The following is a 21,273-nucleotide window of genomic DNA, read 5'->3' on the forward strand; positions in this document are numbered from 1 at the left end:
GAACTGACCGACCGTCGCGGCGCGGCGTGTGAGTTCCACCGGGGCGACTCGGCCTGGTGCACGGCTCGCAGAGGTGGACGCAGGCGGCTATCTGCGGACTGGCGGGAGCTCGCCACCTCCGAGGCGTGCGCGCATCCACAGCGCCTGGCAGTGCTCATCAACCCATGCCTCACAGATGCCACCTCATGCAGGCTCCGGACTCCTCATGGGAGCTCAGCGGGCACCACTACCGGACTCCAGTACCACGGTTCTTGAGATAGACCGTGGGCCCGTGACCCGCATCCACGCGTGCCTCCCGCGAGGTCCGGTTCTTCTTCGAGGCCGGCGTGGACCCCCGTTATGGCCGGAAGACATGGACAGCCCGTACGGCTGCCCTGCGATCTTGAGTGCCTGCCGATTAACCCGGCTACCCGGACCGAGCCGGCGAGGCTCAGCCAGTGGTGGTACCAGTCGTCGATCGACTGGAGCGCCCTGCGTTCGACCGTCGCCATCATGGCCGTGACGCTACGGAGCCGGGGAATCCCCGGCGAGAGACCCCCACTTCCGCACGCGGATGTGCTCGACGACCCCGCGTACCGTGACCTGTCTGCCGGGGAGCTCGCCGGGCCCGCTGAATGAGGCTGTCCGGGCCGGTGACGGTCTTCACCGCTACGGCCACGGCTGGTGTGTCGCCGGTTTCCGAGTGATGCGACTGACCTGGACCCGCGTCGTAGTGGATCATCTCGTCAGTCGGACGATGCCGAGGTCCGTGACAGATCACCAGTTGAGGGGTGGCCGAGTGCTGGATGGTTCGAACGGCTGGACGACGCTGCTGGATGTGCTGTCGGACGCGGCCGAGCAAGCGCCCGAGCAAGTCATCGTGCACGTACGGGATGACGGCAGCGAGCGGGTCATCACCTTCGGCGAGCTGCGGAACGAGTCGATGCGAGTCGCCGGCGGCTACCGTGACGCAGGCTTGGAGCCGGGCACCCACGTGCTCCTGCTCGCCGACCGGAGCGACGACTTCCAGCCGATGTTCTGGGGCTCGATCGCAGCCGGGCTGATACCCGTGCCGCTGGCGCCCGAAGCGCAGCAGGTGCTGTCGGTGTGGGAGTTGCTCGACCGGCCGCCGGTCACCGTCGACGAAACGACCGCGCCGTTGCTGGCCTCGCTGCCCGACGCCGTACGTCCACTGCGGCTGACTGCGCTGCGCGATGGCCGCGCGCCGGCTCGGCTGCCGGTCCCCGCGCCACAGGACGTGGCCTTCCTGCAGTTCTCCTCGGGCAGCACCGGGGCTCCCAAGGGCATTGAGCTGACGCATGCCAGTGTGCTGGCCAACCTGGAGCAGATCCGCGTCGCGGCAGCCCTCACCCCCCGCGACGTCGTGGTGAGTTGGATGCCGTACTTCCATGACATGGGACTGATCGGCACCCATCTGGCGCCGCTGGCTGCACGGCTCAAGCAGGTGAAGGTGGCGCCGCTGTCCTTCGCCAAACGGCCGGCGCTGTGGTTCGAGGCGGCTGCGCGCCACCGGGCGACGCTGCTCTCGGCGGCGAACTTCGCACTGGCCCTGGTCTCGCGGCGGGTGGCGGACGAGGCACTGGCACGGCTCGACCTCAGCAGCGTACGGCTGGTCCTGGTGGGCGCCGAGCCGATCGCCGCGGCGGTGTGGCGGGAGTTCTTGCGCAAGACGAGCCCGGCAAGTCTCGACGCGCGGGCGCTGCAACCGGTCTACGGCCTGGCCGAGGCGACGTTGGCGGTCACCTTCCCGCCGCTGGGGGAGGTGGCGGCGCCGCTGGTGCTGGACCGGGCCGCGCTGAGCCGCGGCCGGGCGGTGGACGCCGTGCCGGGCCCAGCCGCCGTGGAGCTGATGGACGTCGGCCGTCCCGTAGCTGGCTGCGCTGTGCGCATCGTCGACGACGGCAAGGGGAATGTGCTGGGCGATCGGCACGTCGGGCACATCGAAGTGAGCGGACCGCAGGTGGCACGCGGCTACCACCGCTCCCCGGAGGCGACCGCCGCCACATTCGCCGACGCGTGGCTGCGCACCGGCGACATGGGCTTCGTTCGCGACGGACGGCTCTGTGTGACCGGCCGCCACAAGGACGTTGTCTTCATCAACGGACGCACCTTCCATGCCCTGGACCTCGAAGAGGTGGCTTCGAGCACCCCCGGGCTGCCGCCGGGACGGGTCACGGTGGTCGGCTCCACCGACCCGGTCAGCGGCCAAGAGCGTGTCGTGGTCTTCGTGCAGTGGGCCAGGCCGTCGCACGCGAAGGTGACCGGCGTACTCAACCAGGTTGCGGCGCGGGTGGGTGAGGCGCTGGCCCATGACGACGTGCGGGTGTTGCCAGTACCTCCGGGGGCGTTTCCCCTTACGACGAGCGGCAAGGTGCGGCGGTCCCTGATGCGGGCCCGCGTCGAGGCCGGAAGGTATGCGGACGTCGAGGCGCGCCGGGCGGCGGCCCGCGAAACGCCCGCCGCGCCCCTCGAACAGGCCGCGTCGGAGGTGGTACCACCGCGCGCAGCCACCCGCCACGGGCCGGTGCCACCCCTGCCTCGCCGGGACATCGAGCGCGCCCTTCTTGGCATCTGGGCACGGGTGTTGGGCAGGCCTGAAGGCGAGATCGACCCGCACGACCGCTTTCTCGCGGTCGGTGGTTCCTCGCTCAAGGCAATGGAGGTACTCGCCGCCGTGGAGGACGCGTTCGGCATCACCGTGCGGCCGGCCGCACTGCACGCCTGTGACACGGTCGCCGCACTCACCGAGCACGTGCTCGCGGTGAGCGGCGAGCCCTCCTCACCGGCGCCGCCCCCGGCCCCAAGCAGGCCCGTACCCGGCACCGCGAGCGACCACGGCACTGCCCCGATCGCCATCGTCGGCATGGCGTGCCGGTTCCCCGGTGCCGACACCCCGGACGCCTTCTGGACCCAGCTCACGGCGGGCCACGACGCCGTGACGGACGTGCCGCCGACCAGATGGACGACCCCACCGGGCGCCGTCGCCCGGTGGGGCTCGTTCCTCACCGATCCGGCAGGCTTCGACGCCGGCTTCTTCGGTGTCGACGAAGAAGAGGCCCGCGCAACCGACCCGCAGGCGCGCCTGTTTCTCGAACTCGCGCACGAGGCTCTGGAGCGCGCCGGCTATGCCGGGACACGACGGCGCGGCCGCCGGGTCGGCGTCTTCGCCGCGGTCGGCGAGAGCGGGTACCGAGAGGTGCTCGGCCGGGGCGCCGACGGCGATGTCGGGCTGCCCGGGGCGGCGCTGGTCGGCAACCTGCCCAACCTCGTCGCCGCCCGGGTAGCGCACCACCTGGACCTGAGCGGACCGGCGCTCGCCGTCGACACCGCCTGCTCCTCGGCGCTCGTAGCACTGCACCTGGCCCGCCGCAGTCTCCTGGCCGACGAATGCGACGTCGCCGTCATCGGCGGGGTCAACCTCAACCTCACGTCGACCGGGTACCGGCTGCTCGAGGCGGCCCAGGCGCTGTCACCCACCGGACGCTGCCATACGTTCAGTGCCGCGGCCGACGGATTCGTCCCCGGCGAGGGTGGCGCGGCGATCGTGCTGACCCGTCTGGACGACGCTCAACGTGCCGACGATCCAGTGCTCGCGCTGCTGCGCGGCACAGCGGTGAACAACGACGGCCGGTCGCTGAGCCTGATGGCGCCCAACCCGCTGCGGCAGCGGGAGGTCATCGCACAGGCCTACCGCGACGCGGGCGTCGACCCCGACACGGTGTCCTATGTGGAGGCCCACGGCACCGGCACCGCGATCGGAGACCCGGTCGAGGTGAAATCGCTCGCCCACGCCTTCGCGCCGCGCGCCGACGGGCAGCCCCGCCTGATCGGATCGGTGAAGACCAACCTCGGCCATCTGCTCAACGCCGCCGGCATGCCGAGCCTGGTTAAGGTGGTGTTGGCACTGACGCACCGTCAGCTTCCCGCGTCGCTGCACCACACACCCCTCTCGCCGGAACTCGGCCTCGCCGACGTCGGCTTCGAGGTGGTCACCGAACACCGCGACTGGGCATCCGGTTTGCTGGTCGCCGGGATCAACGCGTTCGGCTTCGGCGGCACCAACGCGCACGCGATCCTCGAACAGGCCCCGTCGCGGCCCATCCGCCGGCCCGCGACGGCGAGCAACACCCCGCACCTGCTCACCCTGTCGGCACGCAGCGCCCCGGCGCTGCGCGCCGCCGTATCCGACCTCGCTGCGCACCTGCGGGCTCATCCGGAGCTCGGCGAGGGGGACGTCTGCGCCGGCGTCCGCGCTGCCCGGGACGACGGCCCGCACCGCCTGGCCGTGGTGGCGGACGGCGACCTCGCGGCGCGGCTGGCGGCGGGTCCGGCCGGCAGCGTGACCCGGTCACGGCCCAGGCCGGTGTTCCTCCTGCCGGGGCAGGGCGCTCAGCGACCGGGGCAGGGCCGCGCGCTGCACGCGGTGGCGCCGGTGTTCCGGCAGGTCCTTGAGGAGGCGTCCGCGCTCACCGGGCCGGTGGACGGGCGCAGCCTGGCGGCCTGGTGCCTCGATCCCGATGTCTCCCCCGCCGATCTCGCCCGGACACAGGTGGCCCAACCGCTGCTGGTCGCGTTCGGCGTCGCGCTCGCCCGCCAGCTCCAGGCGTGGGGCGTGAGGCCGGACGCCGTCGCCGGGCACAGCGTCGGCGAGATCGCCGCGGGCTGCGTCGCCGGCGCGCTCACCCTCGCCGACGCCGTACGGTTCGCCTCCGTCCGCGGGCGCCTGATGGGGGAACTGACCGCGCCGGGAGCAATGGCCGCGGTACGCGGCGGGGAGAAGACCGTCGCTCGGCTGGTGGCCTCCTCGGGCGGCACGCTGTGTGTGGCCGCGGTGAACAGCCCTGCCCAGGTCGTGATCGCGGGTGCCCCGGACATGGTCGACCAGGCCGTCGCCGAGCTGAGGGCGGACGGCATCCCGGCACGGCGACTGGAGGTTTCCCGCGCCTTCCACTCACCGATGATGCGCCCGGCCCTCGACGCACTGGCCGCCACGGCCGACGGCCTCGCCTTCCGCCCCACGGTGACACCGCTGATGAGTACGGTCACCGCTCAGTGGCAGCCGGGGCTGGATCCGGAATACCTGCGAGAGCACGCCATCCGGCCCGTACGCTTCGGCGCCGCCGTCGAGCACCTGCTCGACGACGGGTACGACACCTTCGTCGAACTCGGCCCACGCACAACCCTTCCGGGCCTGGTCCGCGCCGCGGCACGAGCGCGCGAGGCACGGACCGACGTGTTCACGACGTCCGTGGCGGCAGAGGCGGGGAGCGCGGACAGCGGACGGGCGCTGCTGGAGACGGTGGGACGGCTGTGGACGCGCGGCGCGGACCTGAGCCACACGGCACTCGACGCCGGACGGACACGCGTCGCCGTGCCCACCTACCCCTTCCAGCGCCGGACGTACTGGCCGAAGCCCGAGACTGCGCAGCTGCTGCACCGCTTCGCCTGGGACGACGCGCCGCTGACCACCGGCTACGCGCCGCGGGCAGTGTGGCTGGCCGGGCCGGACTCCGAGCTGAGCCGAGCCCTCGCGGACCGGCTCACCGACCGCGGCGTCGCGGTGTACAGGTCCGGCGACGCGTTGCCCGCCGGGGCGCCGTTCCCGGACACCGCTGTCCTGCTCGCCGGACCGTCCGCCGCTCCGGACAGCGTGGCAGCACTCGATGCCACCCAGCACGCCGCGGTGACGGGGCTTCAGGACCTGCTCGCGCTCGTCGGCCGGGCCCGCCCCCGGCTGTTCGTCGTCACCGAGGACGTACACGCCACGGGCGTCGCCCCCGAACTGCTCCGCCCCGCGCAGGCGCTGCTCACGGGCCTCACCCTCGCGCTGCCCGAGGAATTGCCCGGACTCGCGGCACGCAGCGTCGACCTGTCGTCGCTGGAGACCGTGACAGCGCGCCTCGACGCCGTCGATCGCGAGCTGTACGGGCAGGACATGGCAGCAGGGGCCGGTACGGTCGCATGGCGGGCCGGCCGCCGGCTGACCCGCACCCCGGTCGCCGTGCTGAGCGGCCCGCCGACCCCGCAACGGCTGCCGGCCGACGGCGTGTACCTGATCACCGGCGGCGCGGGCGGTGTTGGTGCCGCCCTCGCCCGCGACCTGGCCGGCCGCGGTCGGCCGACGCTGGTGCTCTGCGGCCGCTCCGCCGAGCCGCCCGCCGACCTGCTGGCCGAGCTCGACGCCCTCGGCGCCGTGACGGAGTACCGCGTGGCCGACGTGTCGGTCGAGGCCGACGTCGACGCCCTGCTGGCGGGCCTGCCTCGCCTTGACGCGGTGTTCCACGCCGCGGGCGTGGCACGCCCCGGAACGCTGCGGTCGAAGTCGCAGGAGGAGGTGGGCCAGGTCCTGGCCGCCAAGGTGCGTGGCAGCCATCTGCTCGCCCGGGCCCTGCGACGGCACGGTCACCGGCCAACGGTGTGCGTGGCGTTCTCCTCGGTCGCGTCGGTGCTGCCCGGTCTGGCCGGCGCACTGGGCGACTACGCCGCGGCCAATGCCTTCCTCGACGCGTTCGCCGCCGCCGAGCGGGCGGCCGGGCAGCCGTGGCAGGCGCTGAACTTCGCCGCGCTCGCCGGGACCGGTCTGGCCGCCGGACTGGGCACACACACGGCCGTCCGCGCCCGAGGAGGCAAACCGCTGGCCCCCGGCGCCGCGCTGTCGGCGCTCCACAGCGCGTGCGGCATCGACGCAGCACAACTGCTGGTCGCCGACCTGACCGCGGTTCCTGAACCGGCCCTCTCCACGCCGGTCCCACAACCCGCCGACACAGCGCAGGCCGCCGCCGGTTCGGCCCCCATGCGCACATCCTCGGCCCAGGTGGCCGCACCCACGGCGATCCCGTCCGGCCTCGCCCAGACACTGCGCCGGCTGCTGGCGGCACCGCTGCACCGCGCGCCCGAAGAGATCGCCGACGACGAGCCCTTCCTGGGCATGGGGCTGGACTCGCTCACCGCCGTCGACCTCGTCAAAAAGCTGGAGCGGGAGCTGGACCGGCAACTGCCGACCACCCTGTTCTTCGAACACCAGACGGTCCGCGAGCTGGCCGCCCACCTTCAGAGCACTGCCGCCGACGGACCGCAGACCGCGATGGAGGCGACGACCGCCACCGACGGAGCACCGCTGCCCCTCACCCCGGTCCAGCTCGCCTTCCACACCAACGGCCGGCTGCACCATCAGGTCACCGCCTACGGATTCGTACGGCAGACGATCAGTGGCCCCCTCGACCCCGGCCTGCTCGGGCAGGCGCTCGCCGTGCTCGCCGAACAGCACCCGATGCTCCGGATCCGGATCGAGCCCGACGGCGCCGCGCCCCGCCAGACCGTGGCGCCGCCCACGCCCGTCACGGCCTGGTACGAGGTCCGGGATCTGCACGGGACGGTGGAGGATCTCGAAGAGACGCTGTGCAACCGGCCTTTCGACCTCGCCGCCGAGCCGCCGGTACGCGCGGTACTCGCCCGCGAGGGAACGGACCTGGCCCATCTCGTCCTCGTGATCCATCACGCCGCCGGTGACGGGTTCAGCCTCAACATCCTCGGTGAGGAGTTGTGGTCGCTCTACACCTCCCTCTCGCAAGGCCGTACGCCGACGCCGACACCGCCCGAGATGGACTTCGCCGACTACGCGGCCGCCCTGGAGGCAGAACGCGCCTCGGCGGACTTCGCCGAGGACCAGCGATACTGGCGCGATGCGCTTGCCGCCAAGAGCGAGCCGTTCGCACTGCCCTACGACGGCGATCCGCAGGGGCAGCCCGCCCCGCCGCTGGCCGCGCATCAGGCCGTCACCGATCCCGAGCTCACCGCGGCGCTGCGGGAATGCGCCGCCGCCCACGGCGTTTCGCTGTTCCATCTGCTGCTCGCCGCGTACGCGCGGTGCCTGGCACGGTGGAGCGGACGGGGCGATACGGCCCCGGGCACCCGCGTGAACGTACCAATCAACGTGGCCCGGGCCCGCCGTGAGGCGCGGCTGCCCGGCATCGGCAGGCTCGTTGGCCCGCTCGCCGACACGCTGCCGGTCTTCGCCACGGTCGTCATGGACGAGCCGGCACACGTTCTGGCCGAGCGGCTGCGGCAAGAATGGCTGGCCGGCGAGCGGCACGCCCGGCTCACTAGCCTCGACCTCGCACGGCTCCTGCCCGCCGGTGGGGCCGGCCCGCGCACGGTGAGCCCGGCGAGCTTCAGCTTCGCGCGTTTCCCCGCCACCCGTGACCCGGGCTGCCCGGTCACCGTGCATCCGACCGCGGCAGGCACCGCTTCCGCCGCCACCCGGCTCAGCCTGCTGTGCTGGGAAAGCGACCAGACGCTGCACTTCTCCTGGAACTTCCCCACCCGGCTGTTCTCCCGGACGACCGTGGCACGCCTGGCCCGTGAACACCTCGCCGAACTCTCCGAAATCGACGCGCTCGCCCGGCGTACCCAGCAGCAGGCGCAGATTGCGGTGTCGGAATCGGCGCCCGCCTCGGCCGTTACATCGGTGCCGGACTCGGGAGCGGTATCGGTGTCGGACTCGGCAGCGGCGCCGCCGTACGGGAGCGGAATCGTCGACCGCCTGCGCGCCCAATTCCGCGCGGTCCCCGACGCGATCGCCGTCGACACCGGCGAGACCACTCTGACGTACGCGGCACTCGACCGCGCCTCGGCCCAGCTCGCCACCCGGCTGCGTGCCTCCGGCGTCATCGCCGGCGATCTGGTCGCCCTGCTCACCGAGCCGGGCGCCGACACCGTCGTCGGTGTCGTCGGCATCCTGACGGCCGGTGCCGGGTGGGTACCGCTGGACGCCACCCACCCGACCGCGCGCCTGGCGGACCAGCTCACCCGGTGCGGGGCCCGGACCGTCGTCTGCCACGCCGCCACCGGCGCGGTTGCCGACGCGCTCGACGGCGTCACCCAGGTCTCCGTCGACGACCCGTCACCGGCTCCCGCAACCGGCTCCACCGCGCCCGCCGAACCCGATGACATCGCCTACGTGATCTTCACCTCGGGCTCCACCGGGCGCCCGAAGGCGGTGCCGATCACGCACCGGGCGATGGAGAACTACCTCGACTGGGCCCTGGACACCTTCGGCTACCGCAGGGACGACCGGCTCGCCCAGACCGCCTCGGTCTGCTTCGACGCCTCGGTGCGCCAGCTCCTCGCGCCGCTGCTCGTCGGCGCCACCGTCGTGGCCATGCCCCGCACCCTGGTCCGCGACCCCGAGGCGCTGCTGGAGCGCGTCGAGCAGGGCCGGATCACCGTGTGGAGCTCGGTGCCGACCCTGTGGGAGCAGCTGCTGGCCGCAGCCGAGAACCGAGTCCGGCACGGCGCACCACCGCCGGACCTGTCGGCGCTGCGCTGGATCCACGTAGGTGGCGAGGCGTTGTCGGCTGCTCACGTCCGCCGCTGGTACGACCTGTTCGGCACCGGCCACCGGATCGCCAACCTCTACGGTCCGACCGAGACCACCATCAACGCGACCTGCCACGTCATCGAGGCCCGCCCCAGGGACGATGTGCGGCAGGTGCCCATCGGCCGCCCCATCACCGGTATCGAGGTCGAGGTGGTCGCCCCCGGCGGGCACCGCTGCGCGCCGGGCGAGGCCGGCGAACTGCTCATTGCCGGGGTGGGCCTCAGCCCGGGCTACCTCGGCGAGCCGGAGCTGACGGCGGCAGCGTTTGTGGAGCGCGACGGCAGGCTCTGGTACCGCAGCGGCGACCGGGTCCGCCGCGGACCGGAGGGAGTTCTGGAGTTCCTCGGCCGCCTCGACGACCAGGTGAAGATCCGCGGCCACCGGGTGGAACTCGGTGAGATCGAGGCGGTGTTGCACACGCATCCCGGCGTCGCCCGGGCCGCCGTGATCCACCGGGACGACCGGCTGGCGGCCTTCGTCGAGTCCCGTCCCGGGGGCCCGGCGCTGGACGCTGCCGCTGTGCGAGCCCACCTCTCCGGCATCCTGCCGGGCTATATGCTCCCTGCGCGGATCCATCTCGTTGACGCGCTTCCCCTCACCGATACCGGCAAGATCGCACGCGCGCGGCTCAAGGCGCCTGCGTCCGGTCCGGATGCCGCCCGGGCCGTCTGGGGTGGACGGCCACCCGCGCCTCCTGAAGCCCGCCGGACTCCGCCCGCCACCCCGACCGAGCGTCTCCTGGCCCGGATCTGGTCGGAGTTGCTGGACGTTCCGGCAATCAGTCGCGAGGACGACTTCTTCGCGCTCGGCGGCGACTCCCTCCTCGTCCTGGAGGTGTTCGCCCAGCTGAGCAGAGAGGTCCCTGTCCTGCCCAGGCCGACCGTCATCTACGCACACGGCACGCTCGCTGCCCTCGCCGCCGCGGTGGACACGGCCTCGGTCGACGCGGCAACGGCACACACGGACGGGGCGGACAGGTCGGCCGACGGCTGTACCGGCACCGTCGGCCCGGCCGAACCCGGTGACCGGCCGACAGCCCCGAACGAGGCCGGTCCGCATCCGGCCATCACGGCATCAGCTGCCACGGGCACGGGGCCTTCGCCGTTCCCGCTCACCCTCACGCAGCGCGGCTTCCTGCTTTCCGACGCCCTCGCACCTGACGCCCCTTCTGCATGGCTCGCTTGCCTGCGACTGCGCGGACCGTTGCAGCCCGACCGCTTCCAGCGCGCGGTGGATGCTCTCCTCATCCGCCATCCCATGCTGCGTACCATCTTCCCCGCCGGGATCCGCCCACCGGTCCAGCAGGAGCTACCGCCCGCCGTACGCCTGCCGGTCGACTTCGAGAACCTGCCGGCACCCGAACTGCTCGCCGAGCGGGTCGCCGAGGAACGGCAGCGGCGCTTGGAGCCATGGGCCTGGCCACTGCTGCGCCTTCGGCTCCTCAGCCTGGCACCCGAGGAACATGTGCTCGTCGTACACGCCCACCACCTCATAGGCGACGGCTACAGCGCGGCGCTCCTCGGCCGGGAGCTGCTCACCGTGTACGACCGCCTCGGCCGCAGCGAGCCCGCTGCCCTGCCGCCGCTGCGCGCCACGTTCCGCGACTACGTCGCCCTTCTCGAACGTCATGTGTCCGGCCGGGATCCGGTGGCCGATGCCTGGCGGGCCCGCCTCAACGCCCCGTACCGGCAGCCGGTGCTGCGCGCACGCAGCCGGGAGAGCGGCGTATCGCCGTTCAGGTCCACCGGGTTCACGCTGAGCCCCCGTCAAGTCGATGCGCTGCGCCGACTCGCCTCCAGCGCACGCACGACCCTGTACGCCCCGGTGCTCACCGCGTACTACCGGGCTCTGGCCGACCTCATCGGCCAAGCCGATCTCGTCCTCGGCCTCGCCGTCACCGGCCGGGACCATCCGCTGCCCGACGCCAACCGCGTCTTCGGCCCGTTCGCCGCCGCCGTACCGCTACGCCCCGCCGCCCCCGATGATCGCGGCACGGCCGATCCGACCTTTGTCGACGACCTGCGCTCGGTCGCCGCCGAGGTCGCCGACGCCCGGACGTACGGCGCCGATGGCACGCGCCCAGGTGGTGGTCTGCCGGCGTACGCACAGTTCTTCTTCAGCTTCCTGGACTTCTCCGCCCTCGGCCCGCTCACCAGCGATACTTTGACGCTTAGTTGGGACGACAGCGACACCGAACTCGCCCCGCCGCCCATGGGTACCGACGTGTTCCTCACCGCACGGCCGACCGGAGACAGCCTGCGGGTCACGGTGCGCGCCTCGGCCGCTGCCCTCACCGAGTCGGCCTTCGCATCCTTCACCGACGCCCTGCGGGACCAACTCACCGAAGCCGCAGCGACGGTGCCACACCGCACAGCCCGCGGGTCCGTAGACGCGGCGCTCGTCGGCTACCTGCCCGCACCGGCGCACCTCGCCACGCTCGCCGGCCTGCCGTCGTCGGCACTGCCCCGTGAACAACTGCGCGCCCTGCTCTTCCCGGACGCCGGCCCCCGCCTGCTCGAAGAGACGACCACACCGCTCGGCCGCTCCGGATTCGTCTGCTTGCCGCTGTTCGCCGACGAGTTGGCCCAAGGGATCGCCCTCAGTCGGCAGACCGCCCGTGCTGTCGAGTACGCCGCGTCGCTCGGCGCCCGCTGCGTCTCACTGGCGGGCATGATTCCCGCACACACCGGTTACGGCTTCAGCGTCCTGCGGGAGTCGGGCACGGCGACGGCGGTCACCACCGGCCATGCCGCAACTGCCGTGTCGGTGGTCAAGACCGTGCACGCCGCGCTCAAAGCAACCCGCCGTGACCTTGGCGGGCTCACCGTCGCCATGGTCGGCCTCGGCTCCATCGGCAGCTCGTCCCTCGAGCTGCTCCTCACGCGGGCTGCGCGCCCGCCTGCCCGGCTGCTGCTGTGTGACGTCGCCGGCAGCGGGCCCCGCCTGAAGGAGCTCGCCGAGAACCTGTGTACCCGCGGCCTGGCCGCGGCCGCGGAAACAGTAGAATCCGACCCCGCGCTGCCCAATGCCGTATACGAGGCCGACCTCGTGATCACCGCGGTCAGTGGCGGCAAGACGGTCCTCGACATCGAACGGCTGCGGCCCGGCACCATCGTCGTCGACGACTCGTTCCCACACTGCTTCGACACGGCAAGCGCCATCACCAGGATGCGACGGCAGCGCGACGTACTCGTCGTCGGCGGCGGCCTGCTCGCCTTGCGTGACGTCGAGCGGCGCATCGCCGACGGGCTGCCCTCGGCCGCCGTCGCCGGACACACCGCACGGTCCTGGATACCCGGCACGATCGCCTCATGCCGGCTCGAATCGCTGCTGCAGGCCGCCATGCCCGGCCTGCCACTGGTCCATGGCCTGGTCGACACGCCGCTCGCCCTCGCCTACGGGGACGCGATGGAGACGGCCGGGGTGCGTGCCGCGCCGCTGCACCTGCTCGACCACACTGCCGACCTCCTGCTCACCGACTTCCCGCCGATTCCGGGAGCCGAACTTTCCTGACCCACAGGCCCCTGCGACCATCGCAGCCCTGCGTGAGAACACGCTTGAAGCGCTGGGCAGTTGCCCGGTGGTCAGGTGATGAGGATGCCGCCCTCGACGTGCAGGTCGTGGCCGGGCGTCGTAGAGCTGCTGAGCGAGCGCGGCCTGGTCAGGGGGTGAGCTTGGGCCGACGCCCACCAACCCGGCCGCGGGCCCGCGCGGAGGCGAGCCCGTCGTTGGTGTTCGCCACGGTCAGCTCGCGCTGGAGCTCAGCGAGCACGGACAACATCCCGAACATCGCTCTGCCCTCCATGATCGCGGTGTCGATGCCCTGCTCGATGACGTGCGATCCGATGCCGCGCTCGCGCAGCTCGGCGCCCAGGGTCACCAGGTGCAGCACGGAGCGGGGGAGCCGGTCGAGCCGGGTGACCTTCAACGTGTCGCCCTCACGCAGCGACTGATGACGAAGTCGAGCTTCGGGCGGGAGGCCTTCGCGCCGCTGGCAACGTCGACGTGGGCTGGCCCCACGTGGTGCGGGGCAGAGAGGGCATTGAGCCGTCCCCGCCCCGCGGCACAGGAATCACCCGAAGAAGATGGACGAGATGTCGTTGTCGAAGCCAACGGTACCGAGGTCTGCGATGTCCTTGTCGACGACCAGCGACCTCCCCTTGCAGTCCCGCTCGGACCAGATCTTCACAGTGCTGCCGGGGCGGATCGCCGACGCAGTGTTCTCCGGGCGAACATTCACGCAGCCCGAACCCGTCACGTTCCGTGCGGCGTTGGACTCGGAGAAGTCGTTCGGCTCGGAGAGGAGCGTCACTACTCCCGCCTTGCCGGGCTGCGGGGTCGGGCTCCCGCCGTTGCCTCCCGTGCTTCCACCGTTGTTGCCGCCTTCCTTGAAGCCCTGCGCCTCGCCGTTGAGACCGATGCCGAACCAGACTCCACCCACGCCCTGGCCCTTTACATCTCCGGGGCGCGCATCTTCGCTGAATCGGTATAGCGGCCAACCATTAAGAGTCAGCTGCAAGTTGCCATCGTCTCGATTGGCTATGCCGAAGGGTGCCTTGATTCGCTCGTCGAACTCGATGAACTTCGTTCCCTTGTCGACGATTACGGGCGGCCACTTCGATGCACAGGCACCATTGCAATTCGACTTCCTGGAATCCTTCTTGTCATTCTTGAACAGATAGAGGGTGAAGCCACTCTTGTCCGTGACAACGGTCTTGAGGACAGGAGTCTGACGCACCTTGACCTGAATGGTGTCAGAGGAGGGATTATTCCAGCTTGCGGCTGCCGCGTGACTCTTCACGCCAAGGTCGCCAGAACTCTTCGAATCCTTCGAATCCTTCGCATCACTCCCACCCCCGCAGGCCGTCAGCGCAAGCGAGGCAAGCAGAGAAGTGGCAACGAGTGAGGCGGTGCGCCGTCGGGACATTCTTTGTTTCTCCCTAGTTCGACAGTGAGGTTCGATAGCTATCGACGAGCCAGTCATGGGTTCGGTTCATCAGACACAGTCGTTATCCGCGTCCACGGCGGTGGGGACCTGCGCGCTCGCCCTGTGTCAGACCCAAGCGGGTAATGCTGTGGGCGACTCGTGGCCGCTGCCTGATCCTGTTTGGCCCGACTCCCGTTGCTACGTGCCGTCCCGTACCCCGGTTCACCCTTTCCCGGAAGGAGTTGGGCGCGGACAACCCCCGACCATTAGCCGCCGGGAACAGCTCGCCGCGGCCCCTTCCAGCACGCCGAGGAACTGCTCGACACTCTCGCGGGCAGCCGGGTCCCCGGCAGAGGCACTGGGACGACAAGAACATTCGGGTTGGTAAAAGCCACACTGAACCTCGCAGGCTCCAGAGACCGAGAAGTACCAGACGTGGCCGGTCCGTGGAGTGGCGATACGATTTCGCGCTGCGAGAGCCTCGAGGCGGGAATACGCGGGGGCCTTGCCCGCGGCGTCGTGGTCGCCGAGGCGCAACGCGATGTTCGTGGCGCTGAACCCGCCGTGTTACGAAGCGGAGGAGCGCCCGAAGAACTCGATCTCGGCGATGGAGACCTGCTTGTCCGCAGCGGCGCCGTGTGCGGAGCGCAGGATGAAGCGGACCGCGCTGACCTCGCCGGTCCTGAAGCGCCGGCGTTGGCTGCCCGTGCCCTGGTCGAGGGTGAGTTCGCGGGTCGTGGTCCTGCCGTCGGCGGCGGTGACGACGACTTGCACGCGGTGGGGGAAAGCGGACTTGGAGAGGTCGGCCGCCCGGGTGGAGATGCCGGGGGTGACGAGGATGTCCAGCAGGCGAGTGGGCCGCTGGAAGCGGGCCTCTATCCACTCTCCGGCGCCGGCCTGGGAGACGCCGGGCCCCCACCAGGTGTTGTTGATCTTGTCGAAGGCCAGCTCGGGGCCGTGGCCGCTGAAGGAGCGGGACGCCTTCACCGAATCCGGCGCCACCGGGGCTCGCTTGGCGAAGTGGTCGCGCGTGGCCTGATACGCGTTGTCGATGTAGAAGGCTCCCGTCACCACGAGCGCGACCACCAGACCCCAGACGGCCCAGGTGACGATCCGGCCCAGGCTCCGGCGGAGGCGGGGGCGGTCACCGGCCCAGGGGGTCGGTCTGTTGCGGAAGTTCATCATGCGACGCCACCAGGGCAGACGCGTCGCCGCCGGATCGTCCGGGCCGGCGGCGAGGGACATGGCGCAGCGACGGCAGAAGTGGCGGCCGGGCCGGTTGCCGGTGGCGCACCATGGGCAGGGGGGGCCACCCTCTTCATCCGGCTCGACGGTGGGCGCCTGGACCCGGGGGCGGGCCGCGGCGGGGCGGCCGGGCAGGACCGGGGCCACACTCGGGGCCGGCGTCACCGGCTGGTTCGGGTCGGCGACCGGTACGAGCAGCGCCCTCGCCCGCTCGTCGGCGGAGGAGCCGGGGCCGGGGCCCGCCGATGCGGGGGCGACGGCTGCGGGGACAGGGTCGATCGGCAGGGTTTCCTCGGTGGAGGAGACGGCCGGTGCCGAGTCGGGGCGGGTGACCGAGGGCGGACCGGTGCGGGCAGTGTCGTCCACGCGGGCCGGCTCCGGATCGGACCGGTGGTCGGGCGCGGAGGCAGCAGCGGGGTCGGGAGCGGGAGCAGGTTCGCGGCCTTCCTCACTTACGTCGTCCTGGGCCGTCCCCTGGCTCGCGGTCCGGTCGGGCGTCCGGTTCGCGGTCCGATCGGGCGTCCAACTGAGGACTGCCCCGCATTCGTCGCAGAAGGACTGTCCGGGAGCCGGGCGCGCACCGCACTCGGCACAGGTCTGGTCCCGGCGCCCGCCCTCGCCGGAATTCGGGGGCTGGGCGCTGGCGGAAGAGGAGGAGGTCGGACTGGTCACCTGTCGGGTGTCCTTTCGGCGGCGGTCACCTGGACCGTGTAGGAAATATGAGCGGGGCGAGAGGCGGCGACGAGGCTGTCCAGCCGATGCTCGTCGGCCGGACTCGGGTCGGGCAGCCGTACGGTGACGTGCAGTCGCGGGCGGCGCTCGCCGGGGAAGGGGCCGAGCGGCCGAGCGTCCCAGATGGCGGCGCCGCTCTCGGTGATCTCCGGCTCCACGCCGAAGGTGAGCCGTATCGCTTCGGCCAGACCGTGCCGGGTGCCGCGGATGCGGTGCAGGCGTACCGCGGCGGCGACCGCCGCGCGCAGCATGGCCGTGTCCTCCGGCAGGTCCGGCAGGTCCGAACGGCCGGAGAACCCCGGCCGCCCCGGCCGATCGGCTCGATCCGCTCCGGCCGCTCGATCCACGCGGCCCGAACCGTCGGTCTCCGCGCCGACCCACTCGCCGAGCCAGCGAGTGAAGTCGGCGGGGGCCAGCGACGGCGTGAAGTACGCGTCCAAGCAGTCCAGCACGTTGTGGACCGGGGCCAGCACCTCGTCGAGGCCGGCCACGAACTTCTGCGCCAGCTCATCTTCGGCGAACACGGCGGGCAGCATGGGACCGAGCGGGGCCGAGGAGCCCAGACCGTCGACCGACCCCCTCATGACGCGTCCCCGATCACACGGACCCGGTGGTCGAAGGAGAAGACCAGGGCCGGGGCGGCGAGGTCGATCCGCTCCGTCCGCTCACCGCGCTTGCCACTGAGCGGGTCGGCGGGGTGGAGCAGCACCTCGTCCACGAGCTCGACGCCGGGCACCCGTTGCAGGACCGCGAAGACCTCGCCGGCCTGCACCGGGCGGCCGAAGGGCCAGCCGGTGCCGTGCGCTCCCCCGGTCAACGGATCGAGGTGCCGGTGGAGGGCGTCGTGGGCCTGCCGCCGGACCCGTTCGGTGTCCGTGCCGCGGAAGGCGTGCACCGTCGCGACGACCGTCACGCCCTGGTAGTACGGCGGCCCCACCGCCAGTCGGGTACCGATCAGCCGCCGCTCGTCCAGGTAGCGGGTGATCCGCCCCAACAGCGCGTCGCCCGGCACGAGTTGCTCGAAACGCAGCCGCCCGCCCGGGTCGGGCACGGCCTGCGGGACCACCAGCACACGTACCGCATGCGCGCCGTGCTCGTCCGGTTCCGCCGCCAGGCAGGTAATGCGCGCGGTCTCGGGCGCTGCCCGCCGCGCCAGTTCCTCGTAGTCGCGCAGAGTCACGGCCCGGTCCTGAGCGCTCAGGGCGATGGGCGCCCTGATCTTGGCCTCCTCGACGGTCTCGCTGTCGACCCCGCCGCTCGCGGCCTCTCGGTTGATGACCTCGGAGATGTACGGGACCGAGTCGCGCAGCACCCGGATGGCGCCCCGGGCGACGTTGCCCGCCTTTCCGCCGCCGGTGCGGTAGCGGCGGGCACGGATCACAGCCCCCTTGGGCGGCACGGCCCCGTACTGGCGCAGGGAGCCGTCCGGTTCGCGTACGGAGGGGCCGAAGGCGATCTCGCCGGTGGCCGCGTCGAGGGTGAGGTGCCGGTCGTCGGGGCCGGAGGCGGCGAAGTGACCGACGGTGTCCCAGTCGATCCAGCCGTCGCGCTCGGCGACCTGGAGGTGCAGCGGGGGTACGTCACCGACGACGGGCGCGTTGGCGAGCCGCAGCCGCTGGCCGGGCAGCCCGGTGGACTCCCCCAGGGCCTCGTCCCGGACCGTCTCGGCGTGCACGGCGGAAACGGTGCCGCCGATGGTGAACGCCTCGGCGGAACGGATGGTGGGCGACGCGGTGTAGAAGGGCTGCCCGGGCTCGGGGTCGGTGACCCGGCAGCGCAGCCAGCCCGCCTCGCGCCGCCCGGCGCGGGAGAGGGTGTGGCCGCCGGGGACGTGCAGCACCACCTCGCCGGGGCGGTTGAGACCGCCGGTGGTGTCCCGTTCGACCTCGCAGGCCGTCCAGCCGTCCGCGGTCCACGCCTCCCATGCCAGCGGCGGCTGCCGGGGATCCACGCCGACACCGTCCACCTGGCTGTCGAGAGTCAGTACCACCGCGCAGTGCGGTACGGCGGCGCTGAGCCCGAAGAGCATGCGGTCGCCGGGGCGCGGGGACTCCGCGAAGCACAGCACGTCTTTGACCTCGGTGAGATCCGTTGTGCGGTCGGCCGCCTCCTCTCCGTCCGGCTGGACGACGAGATACGACAACTCGGAGGAGACCACTTCGAGTTGATGCTCGGTGGCGAAGACGACCGCCTCCTCGCTCTCGGTGCGCGCGGTGGCGACCTCGGTCCCGGCGGCCAGCAGGACCGGCTCCTCCTGCGGTGCCGACAGCCAGAACGTGACGTCGGCGCGGGCGGCGGAGGGCGGGAAGAGGGTGATCCCGATGAGGTCCAGGAATGCGAGATGGTTCTTCTCGGGCACCCGGTTGAGCCGGTACACGATCTGGTCGGCCATGTGCGCGACCGTCTCGACCAGGGTGACCCCCGGGTCGGAGACGTTGTGGTCGGTCCACTCCGGCGCACGCTGCTGGATATAGCGCTTGGCGTCGTCCACAAACTGCTGGAAGCGGCGGTCGTCAAGGTTCGGGGAGGGCAGTGCCATCAGCGGTCGCTTCCAGAGTGCGTGTCGGACGGACCGGGCCCGTCGGGCTCGTCGTGGGAGGGAATGACATAGAAGGGGAAGACCAGACTGCGCGGGTTGTTGGTGCCACGGACCGAGTAGCGCACGTCGATGAAGAGCACTCCCTGCTCCTCCCCGGCGGTCACCTCGACGTCGTCCACCTCGATGCGCGGCTCCCAGCGGTCCAGGCTGGAGTACACCTCGTGCTGGATCCGGCCCGCGGTGGCCTCGTTGACGGGGGCGAAGACCATGTCGTGGATGGCGCAGCCGAAGTCGGGGCGCATCGGCCGCTCACCCGGCGCGGTGGCCAGGACGAGGCGGATGGCCTCCTCGATCTCGCGCTCCCCGCTGACCAGGGCGATGCCGCCGGTGGGGCTGATACGCAGCGGGAACGCCCAGCCGGAGCCGATGAATTCCTCGGCCATCAGACGCCCCCCACCGTCAGCACCGGCTTCGCGTTGGACGTGAGCAGGCCCATCGAGGTGATGGTGCCGGCCTTGAGGCCGATGTTGGCGGCCGCGGTGAGCTGGACGGTGGCGCCCGCGGTGAGCGACACCATGCCCCCCGCGGTGGCGTTGATCATGCCCCCCGTCTTCACGTTCACCGCGCCGGCGGCGTCGAGATTGGCCGCCCCGGCCGCCTTGACGTTGAGTACGGAACCGGAGGTGATGGAGAGCGGGCCGCCGCTCTTGAGCGACAGCCGCCCGACGGCCGACAGGGACAGATTGGCGCCCGCGTCGATGGAAACCGACCGGGTCCCCGTGATGGTGACGCTGCCCTTGCTGTCCACGGTGATCTCGGTGCGCGTCCGGTCCAGATTGATGGTGAGCCGGTTGTCGCCGGTGGCGAGCCGCACCCCGCGCTTGAGGCCCACGCGCTGGTCGAGCAGGTCGAGCCGGTTGCCGTCGCGGTCGGCGAGAGTGTGCCGGGTGGCCTTGCCCCGGGTGGGATCGTAGAGCGGGACATCGACGGGGGCGGGATTGTCCTTGCCGTTGTACAGACCGCCGATGACATACGGGTGGTCCAGCGCGCCGCGGTCGAACGCCACCAGCACCTCGTCGCCGACGTCCGGGGCGATCACCCCCCCGCCCTTCACCCCGCCGAACTGCACGGTACGGGTCCAGTCACTGACATATTTGTCATCCAGCCAGGGGAAGCGGAGCTTGACCCTTCCCTGCCTGAGCGGGTCCTTGATGTCGGTGACCAGAGCGTTCGCGACGCTCGGCAGCATGGGCGAGACCGCACCGGCACCCGAGGAGAGGCCGTACAGGGAGCGCCACTGGCGTCCGCTGACGGACAGCAGGCACTCGTAGTGTCTGCCGTCCCCGAAGGTGTGGCGCGCGCCGGTCACCGTGTACTTGCCGTCGAAGGGGTTGCCCACTTTGGTGAGGGTGACCGGGACGCCCGTCCGCAGCTTGGGATTGCCGCGTACGGTCACCTCCAGCTCGGCGAAAGCCGCGGTCACATCGTCGGCGAGGGACTTGGCAGCTTGCTGGACCTGGCCCTGCTTGTCGTAGGGCGTCTCGGTCGCGACGAGCTTGGCCGCGCCGAACACCTTGGCGGCGGCGGGTGTGGAGCCGATCTGGACACCGGCATATGTGGCGGCAGGTGACGTACCGATGAGCGCCCGCTTGGCCGTCACGTCCCAGCCGCGCGCCTCGACATTGGTCACCTGGTCGGCGGAGGTGACAGCGGCGCGGCAGCGCAGGATGTCGGTACCCGCCTCCAGCACGAACGCGTTGTTCTCGCTCGGGGTGGACACCGCGGGTGCGCCGGCCGCCGGCGGGGCCGTGACGAACTGGAATCTGCCCTGCGAGTTGAGGGACATCACCATGTCGTTCTCGTCCGCGAGCCGGCAGAGAAAGTCCCAGTCGGTGACATTCGCCTGCGTGATGAACTCATATATGATCTTGGTGGGCTGGATCCTGCCGACCTTGATCTTGTTCAGGCCCGCCAGCTTGCGGGCGATTACGGCGGCGGTCATATTGCGGTAAGCGGAGACCCGGCGCTGCCGCAGCATCCTGTGGCCGTGGTCGTAGCCGCGGATGACCGTGAACGTACCGGTGCCGTCGTAGTCGGTCTCCAGACCCGTGATCTCGCCCGTGATCAGCATCTCGCCCTCGCCTGCCGAGATGGGCGCCAGTTCCACGCGTGAGCCGATCAGGGCACCGGTCTCCTGCAGCACCAGTGCGTTGGGGTCGCGGAAGGTGAGCTCGAACGCTGCGGGCACGCCGGCGCCGAAGTCCACCGTGCCCCCCACCAGCAGCGGCTCGACGGTGGCCGTCAGCGGCCTGCCCTTGATCTTGACGTTGAAGACGTTGGAGTAGCTGATCTGGGTCATCAGTAACCGATCCGGGTGTTCAGTAGCCGTACCAGTGGCCGCGTCAGGAGCGGCGTCGACCGCATCCGGAGCAGCGTCGGAGGCCGTGTATC

The 21,273-nt window shown here is 71.5% G+C and carries 8 protein-coding genes; 1 reads left to right on the forward strand and 7 read right to left on the reverse strand.

Annotated elements, in window-relative coordinates:
• Positions 1 to 778 precede the first annotated feature (778 nt).
• Positions 779 to 12,892 (forward strand): amino acid adenylation domain-containing protein, encoded by a 12,114-nt coding sequence (locus ACH492_RS33110; protein ID WP_398992040.1) that lies wholly within the window; start codon positions 779 to 781, stop codon positions 12,890 to 12,892.
• Between the two features lie 148 nt (positions 12,893 to 13,040).
• Here ACH492_RS33110 and ACH492_RS33115 read toward each other — a convergent pair whose 3' ends face one another.
• From ACH492_RS33115 to ACH492_RS33145, 7 genes are all read right to left on the reverse strand, one after another.
• Positions 13,041 to 13,307, reverse strand: a complete 267-nt coding sequence (locus ACH492_RS33115; protein WP_398992042.1) for a recombinase family protein — start codon at positions 13,305 to 13,307, stop codon at positions 13,041 to 13,043.
• A 144-nt stretch (positions 13,308 to 13,451) separates the two neighbouring features.
• A complete protein-coding gene (locus ACH492_RS33120; protein ID WP_398992044.1) occupies positions 13,452 to 14,306 on the reverse strand; it encodes a hypothetical protein in 855 nt (284 codons plus the stop codon).
• A 567-nt stretch (positions 14,307 to 14,873) separates the two neighbouring features.
• Positions 14,874 to 15,917 carry an NADase-type glycan-binding domain-containing protein gene (locus ACH492_RS33125; protein WP_398992046.1) on the reverse strand — a complete coding sequence of 348 codons (1,044 nt, stop codon included), beginning with the start codon at positions 15,915 to 15,917 and terminating at the stop codon, positions 14,874 to 14,876.
• 302 nt (positions 15,918 to 16,219) lie between these two features.
• Entirely contained in the window at positions 16,220 to 16,867 is a 648-nt protein-coding gene (locus ACH492_RS33130) for a phage tail protein (RefSeq protein ID WP_398992048.1), read from the reverse strand.
• The gene (locus tag ACH492_RS33135) at positions 16,864 to 18,822 is read right to left on the reverse strand and encodes a putative baseplate assembly protein (RefSeq protein WP_398992050.1); all 1,959 of its coding nucleotides are present in this window, start codon (positions 18,820 to 18,822) and stop codon (positions 16,864 to 16,866) included. Before ACH492_RS33135 ends, ACH492_RS33130 begins: the two co-directional genes overlap by 4 nt.
• Entirely contained in the window at positions 18,822 to 19,265 is a 444-nt protein-coding gene (locus ACH492_RS33140; protein ID WP_398992052.1) for a GPW/gp25 family protein, read from the reverse strand. Before ACH492_RS33140 ends, ACH492_RS33135 begins: the two co-directional genes overlap by 1 nt.
• On the reverse strand, positions 19,265 to 21,181 hold the full coding sequence (locus ACH492_RS33145; protein ID WP_398992054.1) for a VgrG-related protein: 1,917 nt from the start codon (positions 21,179 to 21,181) through the stop codon (positions 19,265 to 19,267). The genes ACH492_RS33140 and ACH492_RS33145 overlap by 1 nt, the downstream gene beginning before the upstream one ends.
• Positions 21,182 to 21,273: the final 92 nt, after the last annotated feature.

The organism is Streptomyces sp. NPDC019443 (genome assembly GCF_044389785.1).
Taxonomy (GTDB): Bacteria; Actinomycetota; Actinomycetes; order Streptomycetales; family Streptomycetaceae; genus Streptomyces.

Coding starts and splice junctions, on each gene's coding strand:
- ACH492_RS33130 (WP_398992048.1), bottom strand. CDS start 16,867: ATGAGGGGGTCGGTCGACGGTCTGGGCTCCTCGGCCCCGCTCGGTCCC.
- ACH492_RS33120 (WP_398992044.1), bottom strand. CDS start 14,306: ATGTCCCGACGGCGCACCGCCTCACTCGTTGCCACTTCTCTGCTTGCC.
- ACH492_RS33135 (WP_398992050.1), bottom strand. CDS start 18,822: ATGGCACTGCCCTCCCCGAACCTTGACGACCGCCGCTTCCAGCAGTTT.
- ACH492_RS33140 (WP_398992052.1), bottom strand. CDS start 19,265: ATGGCCGAGGAATTCATCGGCTCCGGCTGGGCGTTCCCGCTGCGTATC.
- ACH492_RS33145 (WP_398992054.1), bottom strand. CDS start 21,181: ATGACCCAGATCAGCTACTCCAACGTCTTCAACGTCAAGATCAAGGGC.